Raw genomic sequence first — 17,564 nt, forward strand, 5'->3', positions numbered from 1 at the left:
CGCCGGATGTCACTCTGCCGGGATTGCAGTTTGATCGTAGCTGATCGGATGCGGCAAATGGATCAGCATCTCTTTCGGGCAGACCTGCACGAAATGGGCTTTCTCACGGTCCCAGTTGCGCAGAATGTCGTCAGAGCGGGATGACCCGGTTTCCTCGGCATGGCGGGCGATCAACCCGCGCAATTCGGTCTCCCAATGCTCGACCGTGACCGGGCAGGTCACAAGCGATTCCATGTTAATCAGGTCCGCCGTCTCGCCCGCCGGGTCATACAGGTAGGCCATGCCCCCCGTCATGCCCGCGCCAAAGTTCGCGCCAATGCTGCCAAGGATAACCGCGACACCGCCGGTCATGTATTCGCAGCCATTGGACCCGCAGCCTTCGATCACGACCTTGGCGCCAGAGTTGCGCACCGCGAAACGCTCGCCCGCGCGGCCTGCCGCGAACAGGTAGCCATCGGTTGCGCCATACAGAACCGTGTTGCCGATGATCGTGTTTTCATGCGTCACCAGCGGCGAGGACATGCGCGGGCGCACCACGATCATACCGCCTGACAGCCCCTTGCCGACATAGTCATTGGCATCGCCATAGACCTCTATCTTCAGGCCCGGCGCGGCAAATGCCCCCAAGGACTGCCCTGCGCTGCCGGTCAGCTTGACCGTCAGGTGGTCGGGTTGCAGGCTGTTGCGCATGCCAAAGCGCTTCACGATATGGCTGGATGCGCGCGTGCCGACCGTGCGGTGGGTGTTTTCCACCGCGTAGGACAGTTGCATCTTCTCGCCTTCTTCAAAGAAGCGCGCGGCGTCGCGGATGATTTCCGCATCCAGCGTGTCCGGCACGGCGTTGCGCGGCTTGTCGCGGTCATAGCGAATCTGGTCCGCGCCATCCACGGTCAGCAGCAGCGGGTTCAGGTCCAGATCGTCCAGATGCGCAGCACCCCGGCTGACCTGTGTCAACAGGTCGGCGCGGCCGATCACTTCGTCCAAGGACCGCGCGCCGATCTCGGCCAGAATCTCGCGCACTTCCTGCGCGTAGAAGGTAATCAGGTTCACCACCTTATCGGCATTGCCGGTGAACTTGGCGCGCAAGGATTCGTCCTGCGTGCAGACGCCCACCGGGCAGGTGTTCGACTGGCACTGCCGCACCATGATGCAGCCCATGGCAATCAGCGCGGCGGTGCCGATGCCGTATTCCTCGGCCCCCATCATCGCGGCCATGACAATGTCGCGGCCCGTGCGAAGCCCGCCATCGGTGCGCAGCGTGATCCGGTCGCGCAGCTTGTTCATGGCCAGAACCTGATGCGCTTCGGTCAGCCCCATCTCCCACGGCAGGCCCGCGTATTTGATGGACGTGCCGGGGCTGGCCCCGGTGCCACCATTATGGCCCGAGATCAGGATCACATCGGCCTTAGCCTTGGCCACGCCGGCGGCAATTGTGCCAACGCCCGATTGCGCCACCAGCTTGACAGTGACCTTCACACGCGGGTTGATCTGCTTCAAATCGTAGATCAACTGAGCCAGGTCTTCGATCGAGTAGATGTCATGGTGCGGCGGCGGCGAGATCAGCGTCACACCCGGCGTCGAATGGCGCAAGCGGGCAATCAGCTTCGTGACCTTCATGCCCGGAAGCTGCCCACCTTCGCCGGGCTTCGCGCCTTGCGCGACCTTGATTTCCAGCTCTTCGCAGGCGTTCAGGTATTCCGCCGTCACGCCAAACCGGCCCGATGCCACCTGCTTGATCTTGGCGCAGGGGTTGTCACCATTGGGCAGCGGATGCGCGTGTGCCGGGTCTTCGCCCCCCTCGCCGCTGTCGGATTTCGCGCCGATGCGGTTCATGGCAATGTTCAGCGTCATATGCGCCTCGGGCGACAAGGCGCCAAGCGACATGCCCGGCGTGACGAAGCGCTTGCGGATAGAGGTGATGCTCTCCACCTCTTCCAGCGGAATCGGACGGCCCAGCGCCTTGATATCCAGCAGGTCGCGCAAATGGATCGGGTCGCGCGCAGACATGGCCTTGGAATACTGCTTCCACAGCGCATAGCTGGAATTGTTGCAGGCTTGTTGCAACAGATGCATGTTGGTGGCTTCCCAAGCATGCTTTTCGCCAGAGCGGCGCGCCTTGTAGAACCCGCCAATCGGCAGCACGTCTTGACCGCCGCGCCAGCCCTTGGCGTGCACTTCTTCCAGCTTCATCTGGATACCATGCAGACCGATGCCAGAGATACGGCTGGGCATACCGGGGAAGTATTCGGCAACCATGGCACGGCTTAGGCCCACGGCTTCGAAATTCAGGCCGCCGCGATAAGACGAGATGACCGAAATGCCCATCTTCGACATGATCTTCAGCAGGCCAAGGTCGATTGCCGCGCGGTAGCGGCGCATCGCCTCTATCAGCGGGCCGTCGATCAGGCCGCGGTCAATACGGTCGGCAATGGTTTCTTGCGCCAGATAGGCGTTGACCGTCGTCGCGCCAGACCCGATCAGCACCGCGAAATAATGCGGGTCGATACATTCGGCAGAGCGCGCGTTGATGGAACAGAAGGTCCGCAGCCCTTTGCGCGTCAGCCAACTATGCACCGCGCTGGTGGCAAGGATCATCGGCATCGGAACCTTGTCGGCGTTCTGATGCTCATCGGTCAGCACCAGATGGCCCGCGCCGGAGCGCACGGCATCCTCTGCCTCTGCCCGGATGCGTTCCAGCCCGTCGCGCAGGGCATCTTCGCCCCCGCCCGCCGGGAATGTGCAGTCGATGAACGACACCTGATCGCCAAACTCGTGCACCATTTCGGCGAATTCGCCATTGGCCACGAAGGGGCTGTCCAGCACCAGAATTTCCGTCTGGCTGCTTTCTTCGTCCAGCACGTTCTTCAGGTTGCCGAAGCGGGTTTTCAGACTCATCACCCGGTATTCGCGCAGGCTGTCAATGGCCGGGTTCGTCACTTGGCTGAAGTTCTGGCGGAAGAAATGCGACAGCGGGCGGTAGACCTTGGACAAAACCGCCGACGGCGTGTCATCGCCCATGGACGCGATCATTTCCTTGCCGTCTTCGGCCATGGGGGCCAGAACCTGCTCGATTTCTTCAATCGAATAGCCGGCGGCGACCTGACGGCGGCGCAGGTCCGCCCCGTCCATCGCGCGGGTTTCGGGTACATCGCGCAGCTTGTCGTTCAGCTCGACGATCTTCTCGTTCCAGTCGCCAAAGGGCTGGTTGGACGCGAGTTTGTTCTTCAACTCGACATCGTGATACAGTTTGCCCTCTGCCATATCGACCGCGATCATCTGGCCCGGCCCAAGCGCGCCCTTTTCGCGCACCGACAATTCATCGACCACGACCATGCCGATTTCCGACCCGGCAATCAGCATGTTGTCGCCAGTCACGACATAGCGCATGGGGCGCAGCCCGTTGCGGTCCAGACCGGCGCAGACCCAACGACCATCTGTCATGGCAAGGGCGGCGGGGCCGTCCCACGGCTCCATGACCGAATTGCAGTAGGAATACATGTCGCGCCACGCTTCGGGCATTTCAACGGCGGTCTTGGACCACGCTTCGGGCACCAGCATGGTTTTCGCCATGGGCGCGTTGCGGCCCGCGCGCACCAACACTTCGAATACCGAATCCAGCGCAGCCGAGTCGGACGCACCAGAGGCGACGATGGGCTTGATGTCTTCGGCCATCTCGCCAAAGGCACCAGATGCCATGCGGATTTCATGGCTTTTAAGCCAGTTCAGGTTGCCTTTCAGCGTGTTGATTTCGCCGTTATGGGCCAACATGCGGAAAGGCTGCGCCAGCCACCATTGCGGGAAGGTGTTGGTCGAATAGCGCTGGTGATAGATCGCGAAGGCCGATTCAAACCGCTCATCAGCCAAATCCGGGTAGAATTCAGCCACCTGCTCGGCCAGCATCATGCCCTTGTAGATAATAGACCGGCAGGACAGCGAGCACATGTAGAACCCCGCGATCCCGGCGGCGCTGATGGCTTTTTCTATCCGGCGGCGAATGACATACAATTCGCGCTCGAAGGTTTCTTCGTCCGTGCCCTTGGTGTTGCGGATCAGGATTTGCTCAATCTCTGGCCGGGTCGCGTTGGCCTTTTCACCCAGACACGCCACGTTCACCGGCACATGGCGCCAGCCGTAAATGGTGTAGCCCATGCGCAGCACTTCGGTTTCCACAATGGTCCGCGAACGTTCCTGCGCGTTGAAATCCGTGCGCGGCAGGAACACCTGCCCCACGGCCATAAGCTGGTCATGCGCGGGTTCGTGGCCGGTGCGGCGGATCGCATCATAAAAGAACGACACCGGGATTTGCACATGAATGCCCGCGCCATCGCCGGTCTTGCCATCGGCATCGACCGCGCCACGGTGCCAAATGGCTTTCAGCGCCTCGATCCCGTTCTCGACCACCTTGCGCGACGGTTTGCCGTCCAGCGACACCACAAGCCCCACACCGCAGGACGAATGCTCGTCCTCGTCACGATACAGGCTGTGCTCGGACATATAGGCGCGCTTTGCTTCCTCGCGGGCGGCCCATGCTTCATCATACTTGGTCATCTCGTTTCCCTTTCAGACAGGAAATTCGGTTATTCGGCAGCGACCTGTGCGGGTGCCGAAAGGAAATTCAGGATCGAGTCTGCGGCTTCGCGCCCGTCGCGGATGGCCCAGACCACCAAGCTTGCCCCGCGCACGATGTCGCCCACCGCCCAGACGCCGGGCATCTCGGTTTCATGCGTGTTGAAACGTGCCTTGATCGTGCCCCAGCGCGTGACGGCCAGTTCCGACTGATTGAACAGTTTGGGCATGTCTTCGGGTTCAAACCCCAGCGCCATGATCGCCATGTCGGCCGCTTCGGTATAGTCAGCACCTTCGATCACTTCAGGCGCGCGGCGGCCGCTGGCATCGGGCTTGCCAAGGCGCATTTTCTGCACGCGCACGCCAGACAGGTCGCCGGACGCGTCCACTTCAAACCCAAGCGGGGCAGTCAGCCAGACGAATTCGACACCCTCTTCTTCAGCATTGGCGGTTTCGCGGCGCGAACCGGGCATGTTTTCACGGTCACGCCGATACAGGCATTTGACAGAGGTCGCCCCCTGCCGCACCGCCGTGCGCACGCAATCCATGGCCGTGTCGCCACCGCCGATGACGACCACGCGCTTGCCCTTGGCATCCAGCGTGCCGTTGTCGAATTCCGGCACTTCATCGCCAAAGCTTTTGCGGTTGCTGGCGGTCAGGAATTCCAGCGCAGGCAGCACCCCGGATGCCGTGCCGTTGGGCACGGTCAGATCGCGGGCCTTGTAAACACCTGTGGCAATCAGAACTGCATCATGCTTGCCACGAATCGCGTCGAAGCTGATATCCGCGCCGACATTGCAATTCAGCACGAATTCGACGCCCGCCGCTTCCAACTGTTCGATCCGGCGCATGACAACGGGCTTTTCCAGCTTGAAGCCGGGGATGCCATAGGTCATCAACCCGCCCGCGCGGTCGTAGCGGTCATAGACCGTGACTTGCACGCCAGCGCGGCGCAGCACATCCGCTGCCGCCAGACCGCCGGGACCAGCGCCGATGATGGCGACCGATTCGGAGCGGTCAGCGGCGGGGGTGATGGGCTGAACCCAGCCTTCTTCCCACGCCGTGTCGGTGATGTATTTTTCAACCGCGCCGATGGTGACGGTGCCGTGGCCCGACTGTTCGATCACGCAATTGCCTTCGCACAGGCGGTCCTGCGGGCAGATGCGGCCACAAATCTCGGGGAAGGTGTTGGTCGCTTGGCTGATTTCATAGGCTTCCTGCAAACGCCCTTCGGCGGTCAAGCGCAGCCAATCGGGGATGTTGTTGTGCAACGGGCAATGCGACTGACAATAGGGCACGCCGCATTGGCTGCACCGGCCTGCCTGCTCGGCGGCCTTTTCAGTCGCATATTCGCGGTAAATCTCTCCGAAATCCTCGGTCCGCAGGTTGGGCGGGCGTTTCTCGGGCATTTCCTTGCTAACAGATACAAAACGCAGCATCGGTTGCTTGGCCATTATCATTCCTCCAAGGTTCGGAACGGCCTTCTACAAAGACTGGCAGCAAATGAAAAGTCAGCATGGCTGCCATATTTCGATAATTTTGCGATACAAGTGCAGAAATTATGTCGCAGATGCGTGATTTTATGTCAGTATAGCTGCCATACTGCCTGTTACTATTAAACTTGGCACCTGATCTTTGGGGGCATATAAGCCAGACATGACATTGCTTTACCTTGCCATTTTGGCCCTCGTGCAGGGCGTGACAGAGTTCTTGCCGGTCTCATCGTCCGGCCATCTTATCCTGTTGCCGAAGGTGATGGGCGCACAGGATCAGGGCTTGGCGCTGGATGTGGCGGTGCATGTCGGCACGCTTGGCGCGGTCTGTCTGTATTTCCGCACCGATGTTATGCGCGCCCTGCGCGGTGCAGGCCAGCTTGCACGCGGCCAGATGAACAGCCCAGAGGCGTTTCTGGCCCTGTGCCTGATCGTGGCGACAATCCCGGTCATGGCCGTTGGGCTGGTGCTGAAGCTGACCGGATGGATTGATCTGATGCGCAGCATTGCGGTGATTGGTTGGGCAATGATCGTGTTCGGGATCGCGCTCTATGTCGCCGACAAGCGCGGGGCAGAAACCCGCACCGCCCCCGGCTGGACGCTGCGCCATGCCGTTATTCTGGGGCTGTGGCAGGTGGTGGCGCTCATTCCCGGCACCTCGCGCTCTGGCATCGTGATTACCGGGGCGCGCGCCTTGGGCTATGCGCGCCATGACGCGGCAAAGCTGTCTATGTTGATGTCCATTCCGACGATTCTGGCATCGGGCGCGCTATTGTCGTTGGATGTGGTTGGCCAAGCCGATTGGGCGCTGGCCCGCGACGCAGGTATAGCGGCGTTGATCGCGTTTGTTGCAGCCCTCGCCGCGCTGGCGCTGATGATGCGCCTGCTGCGCTCTGTCAGCTTTACCCCTTATGTGATTTACCGAATCGCGCTTGGGGTGCTGCTTTTGGGCATCGCCTACAGCTAACCCCTTGACCAAGTCCGCTGCGACATGTGTTAACCGCCACATGCCGCGCAGCAAGCCCGCCCCGAAAAAGCCCCGCTACCGCACCGGTGCCCCGCACCGGGCGTTTATGGCCATCGCCAATACATGGCGGCGGTTTCGGCGCTGGGTGTTACGCCTGTCTGCACTGGTTCTAGTGCTGTTGCTGGCGTGGGTTCTGCTCTATCGCTTTGTCGCCCCGCCCGGCGGTTTGTTCATGTGGCAAGAATACCGGCGATTGGGAGAGATCAGCCGCCAATGGGTGCCGCTGCACCAGATCGCCCCGATCATGGCGCGGTCGGTCGTGGCGGCGGAAGACGCGAATTTCTGCCGTCATTGGGGATTCGACATGTCGGCCATCCGGCAGGTGATTGAACAGGGTGCCGCGCGCGGAGCATCGACCATCAGCCAGCAGACGGTCAAGAATGTCTTTCTATGGCATGGCCGCGACTGGACACGCAAAGCACTTGAATCGGGGATCACCCTGTTGGTGGAAGCAAGCTGGCCCAAAGCCCGCATCATAGAAGTTTATCTAAACATTGCCGAATTCGATGAGGGCGTTTTCGGGGTAGAGGCTGCCGCACAGCACTATTTCGGCACAACCGCCGCAGAGTTATCCGCCGAACAAGCCGCGCGTCTGGCCGCGATCCTGCCTGCGCCCAAAACCCGCAATGCGGCCAACCCATCCGAATTCACACGTCGGCGCGCGGTCGCCATCATGGACGGGGCGGCGACAATCGCTCGTGATGGCCGCGCCGATTGCCTGAGTGGTTGAACTTGTCGCGCGCGCGGGGCAAGAGGAACCACCCGCAAGACACAAGGCATCGGATCGCCCATGGCTCGACTGTATCACGTTCCCCTGTCGCCCTTTTGCCGCAAGGTGCGGCTGACATTGGGCGAAAAGCGCATAGAGGTTGAACTGGTCGAAGAACGCTACTGGAACCCAAGCCAAGATTTCATGCGTCGCAATCCGGCGGGCAAGGTGCCGATCCTGCGCTATAACGGCACGCATATGTCCGAAAGTCAGGCCATTTGCGAATATCTGGACGAGGTGGTTCCATCCCCGCCCTTGGTGCCCAAATCGCCCGAAGCGCGCTATGAAATGCGCCGGCTGTGCACGTGGTTCGATGACAAGTTCCATTCCGAAGTGACCGCCAACCTTGTCTATGAGCGCGTGAACAAGAAGATCAGCGCGCAGGGCTACCCGGATTCGGCGCGCATCAAGATGGGTTCGACCCGGATCAAGTTTCATCTGGATTACATGGATTGGCTGCTGGGCCAGCGCCGCTGGCTGGCGGGCAACGAGATGACACTGGCGGATTTTACCGCCGCTGCGCATCTGTCCTGTCTGGATTACATCAATGATGTGGACTGGAAACGCTCTGCCACAGTGCATGAATGGTATGCCAAGATCAAATCGCGCCCGGCCTTTCGCACATTGTTGGCCGACCAGATCCCCGGTTTCCAGCCGCCCGCGCATTATGCCGATCTGGATTTCTAGCGCATTTTGCGTCATGCCGGGCGCATGGCCGAGAACCTGACATCAGAGCTGCGCGCAACCGCGCTGGTCTATGGCTTTACCGCCTGTGCGATCACGCATCCCGGCGCGATCCCGCAAGCGCCCGAGCGCTTGGGCGCCTTTGTGAAGGCTGGCTATCACGGCCAGATGGGTTGGATGGCAGAGCGCATGGGCTGGCGCGGCAACCCCGCCGCGCTCTGGCCAGAGGCGCGCAGCATCATCATGCTGGCCGAAGCCTATACGCCCGACCACAACCCTTTGGACCTGCTAGACCTGCGGGAAAGCGCCGTGATTTCCGCCTATGCGCAGGGCCGCGATTACCATGATGTGGTCAAGAAACGGCTGAAACGGCTGGGCCGCTGGCTGATCGACCGCGCCGGCGGCGAGATCAAGGTGTTCGTAGATACCGCACCCGTGATGGAAAAACCCCTTGCGCAAGCGGCGGGCTTGGGCTGGCAGGGCAAACACACCAACCTGTTGTCGCGCGAGTTAGGGAATTGGTTCTTTCTCGGGGCGATTTTCACGACCCACGCCCTGACGCCCGATGCGCCAGCCGTGGGGCATTGCGGGTCGTGTCGCGCCTGTCTGGACATTTGCCCGACCAACGCGTTCCCCGCGCCCTACCAATTGGATGCGCGGCGCTGTATTTCCTACCTGACAATCGAGCATCATGGGCCGGTTCCCGAAGAGTTTCGCGCCAATATGGGCAACCGCATCTATGGCTGCGACGATTGCCTTGCCGTCTGCCCGTGGAACAAATTCGCGGCCGAGGCGCGAGAGGCGAAATACGCCGCCCGTGACGGCATGATCGCGCCCGACCTTGGCGAATTGGCGCAGTTGGATGACGCAGCCTTTCGCGCGCGGTTTTCCGGCTCTCCCATCAAGCGGATCGGGCGGGGGCGCTTCGTACGCAACGTGCTTTACGCCATCGGCAATTCCGGCAGCGCGCGGCTGCGCGCAGTGGCGCAGGGTTTGTGCGACGATGCTGACCCCGTGGTCGCGGACGCGGCCAGATGGGCCGTGGCGCGCTTGGCCTGACCCCGGGGGCTACCGCCCCCGGCCCCCCGCAAGCATTTGTGGCAAGGTGAAACAGGGCTTAGCCTTGCCAATCCGCGCTTTGCATCTCCCGCAAACGGCTGGCAGTGCGTTCGAATTCGAACGCACCGGCACCTTCGGTATACAACTTCTCCGGCTCTGCCGCCGCCGAAGCGATCAACCTCACCCGCCCCTCATACAGCGCATCGACCAGCGTGACGAAACGTTTGGCCTGATTGTAATTGCCCGAGGACAGTTGCGGAATATCGTCGAGGATGAGCACCCGCAAGGCTTCGGCAATGGCCAGATAGTCCGCCGCGCCCAAGGGCTGGCCGCACAATTCCCAGAACGACGCACGACCCACGCCGTTATGCGCCTTGGGGATGACCACGTCGCGGCCCGTGACCCGCAGGCGCAATTCCTGCCCCGGATCGTGGCCGGTCAGGTCATCCCACAACCGGCCAAGCGTTTCGCGCGCCTGCGCGCCGCCGGGGGTGAAATAGACCTGCGCACCCGCCAGACGGTGCTGGCGGTAATCGGTTTCCGACTCTAGCTCATGCACCACCATCCGCGCTTTCAGCATGTCGATAAAGGGCAAAAACAGCGCGCGGTTCAGCCCATCTTTATACAGATCATCCGGCGGGCGGTTCGAGGTGGTGACGATGGCCACACCGGCATTCATCAGCCGCTCGAACAGGCGGCCCACGACCATAGCGTCGGTGATGTCGGTGATCTGCATTTCATCAAACGCCAGCAGGCGCACCTGCGCGGCCACCGCATCGGCCACCGGCGCAAGCGCGTCTTGCGTGTTGGCTTGGCGGGCCTTGTGCATCCCGGCATGGATTTCTTGCATGAAGGCGTGAAAATGCACCCGCCGCTTGGGCACATCGCCTGCATGGGCCACAAACAAATCCATCAGCATGGATTTGCCGCGCCCCACCCCGCCCCACAAATACAGCCCCGGCGCGGGCGCGGGCTGCGCACGACCAAACAGGCCACGCAGACCGCCGGTTTTGGGTGCGGGTCGGCCCAAATGGTCAAGGATCGGTTGGAACAGCGGCAGCGCCGCGCGCTGTGCCGGGTCGGGGCGCAGCGCACCGGTTTCCACCTTCTGGTCGTAAATCTGTGTCAGCGTGTCGGCCATGCTCATCTGAATAAGCCAAGCCGTAGGCCGCGAAAAGCCCTGCTTGCCAGTCCGTGCGGGCCTTAGTAGGTGTATGGGGTTGCAAGTTACGGGGGCAGACATGGACGATCCGAAAACGCTGGTTTCTACCGAATGGCTGGCCGCCCATCTGTCCGACCCCGACCTGCGCGTACTGGATGCAAGCTGGTACATGCCCGCTATGGCGCGCGACGCAAAGGCGGAATACGCCAAGGCCCATATCCCCAGCGCGCGGTTTTTCGACATTGACGAAATCAGCGACCACCGATCCGCCCTGCCCCACATGGCCCCCCCGGTCGAGAAATTCATGTCCCGGATGCGCGCCATGGGTGTGGGCGACGGGCATCAGGTGGTGGTCTACGATGGGATGGGGCTGTTTTCCGCGGCCCGCGTCTGGTGGCTGTTCCGGCTGATGGGCAAGACCGATGTGGCCGTGCTGGATGGCGGCTTTCCGAAATGGCAGGCCGAAGGGCGTGCGGTCGAAGACATGCCTCCCCCCTTGCGCGAGCGCCACATGACCGCGCTGCGCCAACCGCATTTGGTAAAAGATGTCAGCCAAGTTGCCGCCGCGATCAAGCTGCGCGACTGGCAGATCGTGGATGCCCGCAGCCCCGCGCGCTTTCGCGGGGATGAACCCGAACCCCGCGAGGGCTTGCGCGCGGGCCACATGCCGGGTGCGCTGAACCTGCCTTTTGGCGCGCTGCTGAACGCCGATGGCACCATGAAGCGTGGCGACGCCTTGCGCGACGCGTTCACCGATGCGGGCGTTGATCTGGACCGCCGTGTTATCACCACCTGCGGGTCCGGCGTGACGGCGGCGATCCTGTCGCTGGGGCTGGAAATTCTGGGCCACCGCGACCATGCGCTGTATGACGGGTCTTGGGCGGAATGGGGCCTGTTCCCAGACCTGAAGGTGGAACAGGGATGACCACGCGCCGCGCCGGGGAAAGCGTTCCCTACACCGTTACCTTTCTGGAAATGACCGCGCGGCCAAGTTATGACTGGCCGCATACCCCCACCGCCATGACCGGCGCGCTGCTAAAGGCGGAAACCCCGCCTGTCTGGTATTTTCGTGCGTTATACGACGCGGTCGGGCGCGATTATGCCTGGACCGATCTGCACGCCTCGGAAGATGCCGAAATCGGCAACTGGCTGACCAGCCCCAAGGTCGCTTTATACTCGCTGATCGACCATGGCTGGCCGCACTGCTTCTTCTTGCTGGACTGGCGCGCGGGCGACACATGCGACTTGTGCTATTTCGGGCTGGTGCCGGGCGTTGTGGGCCGTGGCCTTGGGTCGTGGATGCTGCGCACCGCGATCCTGACGGGCTGGGCGCAAGACAGCGTGCAGAAATTGACCGTCAACACCTGCACGCTGGATCATCCGCGCGCGTTGATCCAGTATCAGCGACACGGATTTTCGGTGGTCCGCCGCGAAGAGCGCACCCGCACCCTGACACGCGATTGGTCGCCAGCACAGGACTAAGCCCATGTTCGAAACCCTGCCCACCCCGAAACTGGACGGAATTATCGGTCTGATGCAGGCATTTGCTGCCGATACCCGCACCGACAAGATTGACCTTGGCGTCGGTGTCTACCGCGACGCAGAGGGGCGCACCCCGGTGATGCGCGCGGTCAAACAGGCAGAGGCGCGGATATTGGACACGCAGGATAGCAAAAGCTACCTATCGCTGGCAGGCGATGCGGCCTTTCTGACTGAAATGGAAACCCTGCTTCTGGGCGGCGCGGTGCCAAGCGCCCGCGTGGCCGCCGTGGGCACGCCGGGCGGCACTTCGGCGGTGCGCCAGATCTGCGAGTTGATCGCCAAGGTGCGCCCCGGCGCGACCGTCTGGGTCAGTGCGCAGACATGGCCGAACCACGGGCCGTTGATCGCAGCGGCTGGCCTGACCGCACGCCCCTATCGGTATCTGGATGCCGAAGCCGGGGCCTTGGACCGCGCCGGGATGATGACCGATCTGGCGCAAGCACAGGCCGGAGAAGTCGTGCTGCTGCATGGTTGCTGCCACAACCCGACAGGCGTGGACCTATCGGCGCAAGACTGGGCAGAGGTTGCAGCACTTCTAGAGCGCAGCGGGGCCACGCCGTTTGTGGACATGGCCTATCAGGGCTTTGGCGAAGGGCTGGATGCCGATGCAGGCGGGTTGCGCCACTTGGCCGCGCGCTTGCCCGAGGTGTTGATCGCGGCGAGTTGTTCAAAGAATTTCGGCCTGTATCGTGACCGGGTGGGCATTGCCATGGCGGTGGTGCCCGACGCGCAGCGCGACGCGATGGCGGCGACATTGGCCGGGCTGAACCGGCAAAGCTTTGCCTTTCCGCCCGACCATGGGGGCCGCGTGGTCAGCACCATTCTGGGCGATCCGATGTTGCGCGCCGTCTGGCTAGAGGAACTGGATGGCATGCGCGCCCGCGTGCAGGAAAACCGCCGCGCGCTGGCCAACGCCTTGCGCGAGGCAACCGGGTCCGACCGCATGGGGGCCGTGGCCGCGCAACAGGGGATGTTTTCCATCCTGCCGCTGACCGAAGCGCAGGTCACAAAGCTGCGCGAGGATCACGGAATCTACATGCTATGGGACGGGCGGGTGAACATGGCAGGCATGGACCCGTCGCGCGCGGGCGACGTGGCGCGCGCGGTGGCAGGGGTATTGCGCGGGTAGCGCAACCCTTGGGCTTTGCCAATGTTCCGCAGCGAAACGTTTAGCGCTTCACTGAAGCTGTCACATAATTCACCGACAGGTCGCGTTCCGACAGGGACCAACTCCACCGCAGCTTGTCGAACACAAAACCGGTGCGGTCCACCGGGTCCAGCCCTGCGCGACGAATCAGGTCGTAAAGCTCATCCGGGGTGATGAATTTAGACCAGTCATGCGTCCCTTTCGGCAGCCAGCGCATGACATATTCCGCCCCGATAATCGCCATGACATAGCTTTTCGGATTGCGGTTGAGGGTTGAGCAGATCATCAGCCCGCCCGGTTTTAGAAGCTGCTGGCAGGCTGTCAGATAGGCCAGCGGGTCGGCCACATGTTCGACCACTTCCATGTTCAGCACCACGTCGAACTGCTCGCCCGCCGCCGCCAGATCCTCGGCGGTGGTGTGGCGGTAATCGATGGTCAGACCTTCCTGTTCGGCATGGATCTGCGCCACGGGAATGTTGCGCGGTGCGGCATCTGCGCCCACCACATCGGCCCCAAGCCGGGCCATGGGCTCGGACAGCAAGCCCCCCCCGCAGCCGATATCCAGCAGGCGCAAGCCCTTAAAGGGCAACGGCGCAGTCAGATCACGGTCAAATTCGGCGGCAATCTGGCGGGTGATGTAGTCCAACCGACAAGGGTTCAGCATATGCAATGGCTTGAACTTGCCGTTCGGGTTCCACCATTCAGCGGCCATCGCCTCGAATTTCGCCACTTCGGTCGGGTCGATCGTGGTTGTGGTCATGGTTCCCTCGGTTTTTCCAATCTGCCCCATGGCGGGCACGCGCTACGACCTATATAGTCCGAAACATGGACAAGCCAGTCGGACACGATAGCGCACAACGGGGCCTTTACCCCTATATCGAACCCTACGACCAGCGGCTGCTGGACGTGGGCGATGGCCATCGTGTGTATGTCGAGCAATGCGGCAATTCAAAAGGCATGCCTGTCGTGGTGCTGCATGGCGGCCCCGGCGGTGGGTGCAGCCCGACCATGCGGCGGTTTTTCGATCCCGCGCATTACCGGGTTATCCTGTTCGACCAGCGCGGATGTGGGCGCTCCAAGCCCTCTGCCTCAACCCATGCCAACACAACCGCGCATCTGCTGGCCGATATCGAATTGATCCGCACCGCGCTTGAGATACCCCGCTGGGTGGTGTTCGGCGGGTCTTGGGGGGCAACGCTGGCGCTGGCCTATACCCAAGCTCAGCCGCAAGCCGTGGCCCATGTGGTGTTGCGCGGCGTGTTCATGGGCACGCGCGCGGAACTGGACTGGTTTTATGGGGGCGGGGCTGCGCGGTTCTTTCCCGAACTATGGGCGCAATTCACGCGTGTCATCCCCGAGGACGAACATCACGACCTGATTACAGCCTATTCCAAGCGCCTGTTCAGCGGCGATATCCACGAAGAAAACCGCTTCGCCCGGGCCTGGACACGGTGGGAAAACGCGCTGGCCTCTATCGAGACACGCGGTCTGCTGGGTGCCGACGCCCCAAGTGACTATGCCCGCGCCTTTGCCCGGCTGGAGAATCACTATTTCTCGAATGGGTGCTTTCTGGGCGAAGATGGCGCGCTGATGAACGGGCTGTGGAAGATGTCCAATGTCCCCGGCACAATTGTTCAGGGCCGTTACGATATGATTTGCCCGCCCGCCACCGCGTGGGAACTGCACCGCAATTGGGGCCGCTCACGGCTGGAAATGGTCGGATTGTCGGGCCATGCGCTGTCCGAACCCGCCATTGCGCGCGAATTGGTGCGGGTCATGAACCAAATGCGCCATGTCGAAATGCAGACACCATAAGTTTATCTTATGAAAGATATCAGTATAAAAAACTATTCCTGATTGCTCGGACATGTTAGACCCATTCCAGATTTAAACTTTGGAGGGATCAATGGACGGATCTGACAACGCAGGCAAATGCCCGGTCATGCATGGCGCACTGACCACCACCGGCACCCAAGTGATGGATTGGTGGCCCAAGGCGCTGAACCTGGACATTCTGCACCAGCACGACACCAAGACGAACCCCTTGGGCGATTTCAACTATCGTGAAGCCGTCAAGGAACTGGATTACGACGCGCTGAAAGCCGATATGAAGGCGCTTCTGAAGGACAGCCAAGACTGGTGGCCGGCCGATTGGGGCCACTATGGCGGTCTGATGATTCGCTTGGCATGGCACGCCGCAGGCAGCTACCGCGTGGCCGATGGCCGTGGCGGCGCTGGCACCGGCAACATGCGGTTCGCCCCGCTGAACAGCTGGCCGGACAACGCCAACCTGGACAAAGCCCGCCGGCTGCTGTGGCCGCTGAAAAAGAAATACGGCAACAAGATCAGCTGGGCCGACCTGATTATCCTGTCGGGCACTGTCGCCTACGAGGATATGGGCCTGAAAACCTTCGGCTTCTCGCTTGGCCGTGAAGATATCTGGGGCCCGGAGAAGGATGTCTACTGGGGTTCCGAAAAGGAATGGCTGGCACCGTCGGACGAACGGTATGAGAATGTCGACGACGCCTCGACCATGGAAAACCCGCTGGCCGCCGTGCAGATGGGCCTGATCTACGTCAATCCCGAAGGCGTGAACGGCCAACCCGACCCGATGAAAACCGCAGGTCAGGTGCGCGAAACCTTCGCCCGCATGGCTATGAATGACGAAGAAACCGTCGCCCTGACCGCTGGTGGCCACACCGTCGGCAAGTGCCACGGCAATGGCCGCGCGGAAAACCTTGGCCCGGCACCCGAAGGGGCTGCGCTGGAAGAAGGCGGGCTTGGCTGGATGAACCACAAGACCCGTGGTATTGGCCGTGACACCGTGACCTCGGGTATTGAGGGTGCATGGACGACGCATCCGACCAAATGGGACATGGGCTATTTCAAGCTGCTGTTCGGCTATGAGTGGGAATTGAAAAAGTCCCCCGCCGGCGCATGGCAGTGGGAACCCATCGACATTGCCGAAGAAGACAAGCCTGTCGATGTCGAAGACCCCTCGATCCGCTACAACCCGATCATGACCGACGCCGACATGGCTATGAAGGTCGACCCGGTCTATCGCGCAATCTGCGAAAAGTTCATGGCCGATCCGGCATCGTTCGATGATGCCTTCGCCCGCGCTTGGTTCAAGCTGACCCATCGCGACATGGGCCCGCAGGAGCGTTATATCGGCAAGGAAGCCCCGACCGAGATTCTGGTATGGCAAGACCCGGTTCCGGCTGGCAACAAAGACTATGACGTGGCCGCTGTGAAAGCCAAGATCGCCGCAAGCGGTTTGCCCCTTGGTGACATGGTCGCCACCGCATGGGACAGCGCCCGCACCTTCCGCAAGTCGGACTATCGCGGCGGCGCCAATGGTGCGCGCATCCGTCTGGCCCCGCAGAAGGATTGGGAGGGCAACGAGCCCGAGCGTCTGGCCCGCGTGCTGGCGATGCTGGAACCCATCGCGGATGAGTTCGGCGCATCGGTTGCCGATGTGATCGTGCTGGCGGGCAATGTCGGTGTGGAACAGGCCGCGAAAGCTGCCGGGTTCGACATTGAAGTGCCGTTTGCACCGGGCCGGGGCGATGCCACGGACGAGATGACCGATGCCGACAGCTTCAAGTGGCTGGAACCCGTCGCCGATGGTTTCCGCAACTGGATGAAGAAGGACTACGTTGTCTCGGCAGAGGAAATGATGCTCGACCGCGCGCAACTCATGGGCCTGACGGCGCATGAAATGACCTGCCTTGTCGGCGGTCTGCGCGTGATGGGCACCAACCATGCCGGAACGGCGCATGGCGTGTTTACCGACCGTGTTGGCGCGCTGACGAATGATTTCTTCGTCAACCTGACCGACATGAACTGGAAATGGGAACCGAAAGGCCGCAATTCCTACGAATTGCAGGACCGTGCAACGGGCGCTGCGAAATTCACCGCAACGCGGGCGGACCTTGTCTTCGGCTCCAGCTCTATCCTGCGCGCCTATGCAGAGGTCTATGCCCAGGACGACAATGCCGAGAAATTCGTGAAGGATTTCGTGGCAGCCTGGACCAAGGTGATGAACGCGGATCGCTACGATCTGGCGTGATCGCTCGCATCACTGAAAGGAAAAGGGGCGCCGCGTGCGCCCC

The 17,564-nt window shown here is 61.8% G+C and carries 13 protein-coding genes; 9 read left to right on the forward strand and 4 right to left on the reverse strand.

Going from position 1 to position 17,564, the window contains the following annotated elements; translation table 11 throughout:
• Positions 1-9: 9 nt before the first annotated feature.
• Both gltB and AWT76_RS13850 read right to left on the reverse strand, forming a co-directional pair.
• Complete coding sequence (gltB, locus tag AWT76_RS13845; RefSeq protein WP_072246862.1) at positions 10-4,548, reverse strand: glutamate synthase large subunit; 4,539 nt, start codon at positions 4,546-4,548, stop codon at positions 10-12.
• A gap of 29 nt (positions 4,549-4,577) precedes the next feature.
• The gene (locus AWT76_RS13850) at positions 4,578-6,020 is read right to left on the reverse strand and encodes an NAD(P)-dependent oxidoreductase (RefSeq protein WP_072246863.1); all 1,443 of its coding nucleotides are present in this window, start codon (positions 6,018-6,020) and stop codon (positions 4,578-4,580) included.
• Between the two features lie 202 nt (positions 6,021-6,222).
• Here AWT76_RS13850 and AWT76_RS13855 point away from each other — a divergent pair, with 202 nt between their 5' ends.
• From AWT76_RS13855 to queG, 4 genes are read left to right on the forward strand one after another with little or no spacing between them, the layout of a single operon-like run.
• The gene (locus tag AWT76_RS13855) at positions 6,223-7,026 is read left to right on the forward strand and encodes an undecaprenyl-diphosphate phosphatase (RefSeq protein ID WP_072246864.1); all 804 of its coding nucleotides are present in this window, start codon (positions 6,223-6,225) and stop codon (positions 7,024-7,026) included.
• Between the two features lie 40 nt (positions 7,027-7,066).
• Positions 7,067-7,816, forward strand: a complete 750-nt coding sequence (gene mtgA, locus AWT76_RS13860) for a monofunctional biosynthetic peptidoglycan transglycosylase (RefSeq protein WP_072246865.1) — start codon at positions 7,067-7,069, stop codon at positions 7,814-7,816.
• Positions 7,817-7,876: 60 nt separating this feature from the next.
• A complete protein-coding gene (gene fzlA / locus AWT76_RS13865; RefSeq protein ID WP_072246866.1) occupies positions 7,877-8,542 on the forward strand; it encodes an FtsZ-binding protein FzlA in 666 nt (221 codons plus the stop codon).
• A gap of 24 nt (positions 8,543-8,566) precedes the next feature.
• Entirely contained in the window at positions 8,567-9,598 is a 1,032-nt protein-coding gene (gene queG, locus AWT76_RS13870; RefSeq protein ID WP_072246867.1) for a tRNA epoxyqueuosine(34) reductase QueG, read from the forward strand.
• 58 nt (positions 9,599-9,656) lie between these two features.
• Here the strand turns inward: queG and zapE are convergent, their stop codons facing one another.
• Complete coding sequence (zapE, locus tag AWT76_RS13875; RefSeq protein WP_072247730.1) at positions 9,657-10,739, reverse strand: cell division protein ZapE; 1,083 nt, start codon at positions 10,737-10,739, stop codon at positions 9,657-9,659.
• A 100-nt stretch (positions 10,740-10,839) separates the two neighbouring features.
• On the opposite strand from zapE, the gene sseA reads away from it, so the two are divergent.
• Genes sseA through AWT76_RS13890 form a run of 3 tightly spaced genes read left to right on the forward strand, consistent with a single transcriptional unit; the run spans position 10,840 to position 13,431 of the window.
• Entirely contained in the window at positions 10,840-11,685 is an 846-nt protein-coding gene (gene sseA / locus AWT76_RS13880; RefSeq protein ID WP_072246868.1) for a 3-mercaptopyruvate sulfurtransferase, read from the forward strand.
• Positions 11,682-12,242 carry a hypothetical protein gene (locus AWT76_RS13885; protein WP_072246869.1) on the forward strand — a complete coding sequence of 187 codons (561 nt, stop codon included), beginning with the start codon at positions 11,682-11,684 and terminating at the stop codon, positions 12,240-12,242. The genes sseA and AWT76_RS13885 overlap by 4 nt, the downstream gene beginning before the upstream one ends.
• Positions 12,243-12,246: 4 nt before the next feature.
• Positions 12,247-13,431 (forward strand): amino acid aminotransferase, encoded by a 1,185-nt coding sequence (locus AWT76_RS13890; protein WP_072246870.1) that lies wholly within the window; start codon positions 12,247-12,249, stop codon positions 13,429-13,431.
• 40 nt (positions 13,432-13,471) lie between these two features.
• Here AWT76_RS13890 and ubiG read toward each other — a convergent pair whose 3' ends face one another.
• Complete coding sequence (gene ubiG, locus AWT76_RS13895) at positions 13,472-14,209, reverse strand: bifunctional 2-polyprenyl-6-hydroxyphenol methylase/3-demethylubiquinol 3-O-methyltransferase UbiG (protein ID WP_072246871.1); 738 nt, start codon at positions 14,207-14,209, stop codon at positions 13,472-13,474.
• Between the two features lie 65 nt (positions 14,210-14,274).
• Between ubiG and pip the strand changes: the two genes are divergently transcribed.
• Positions 14,275-15,264, forward strand: coding sequence for a prolyl aminopeptidase (gene pip / locus AWT76_RS13900; RefSeq protein WP_072246872.1), 990 nt, complete (start codon positions 14,275-14,277; stop codon positions 15,262-15,264).
• A 91-nt stretch (positions 15,265-15,355) separates the two neighbouring features.
• Positions 15,356-17,521 carry a catalase/peroxidase HPI gene (gene katG, locus AWT76_RS13905; RefSeq protein WP_072246873.1) on the forward strand — a complete coding sequence of 722 codons (2,166 nt, stop codon included), beginning with the start codon at positions 15,356-15,358 and terminating at the stop codon, positions 17,519-17,521.
• The last annotated feature ends 43 nt before the right edge of the window (positions 17,522-17,564 follow it).

This window comes from Roseibaca calidilacus (genome assembly GCF_001517585.1).
Classification (GTDB): Bacteria; Pseudomonadota; Alphaproteobacteria; order Rhodobacterales; family Rhodobacteraceae; genus Roseinatronobacter; species Roseinatronobacter calidilacus.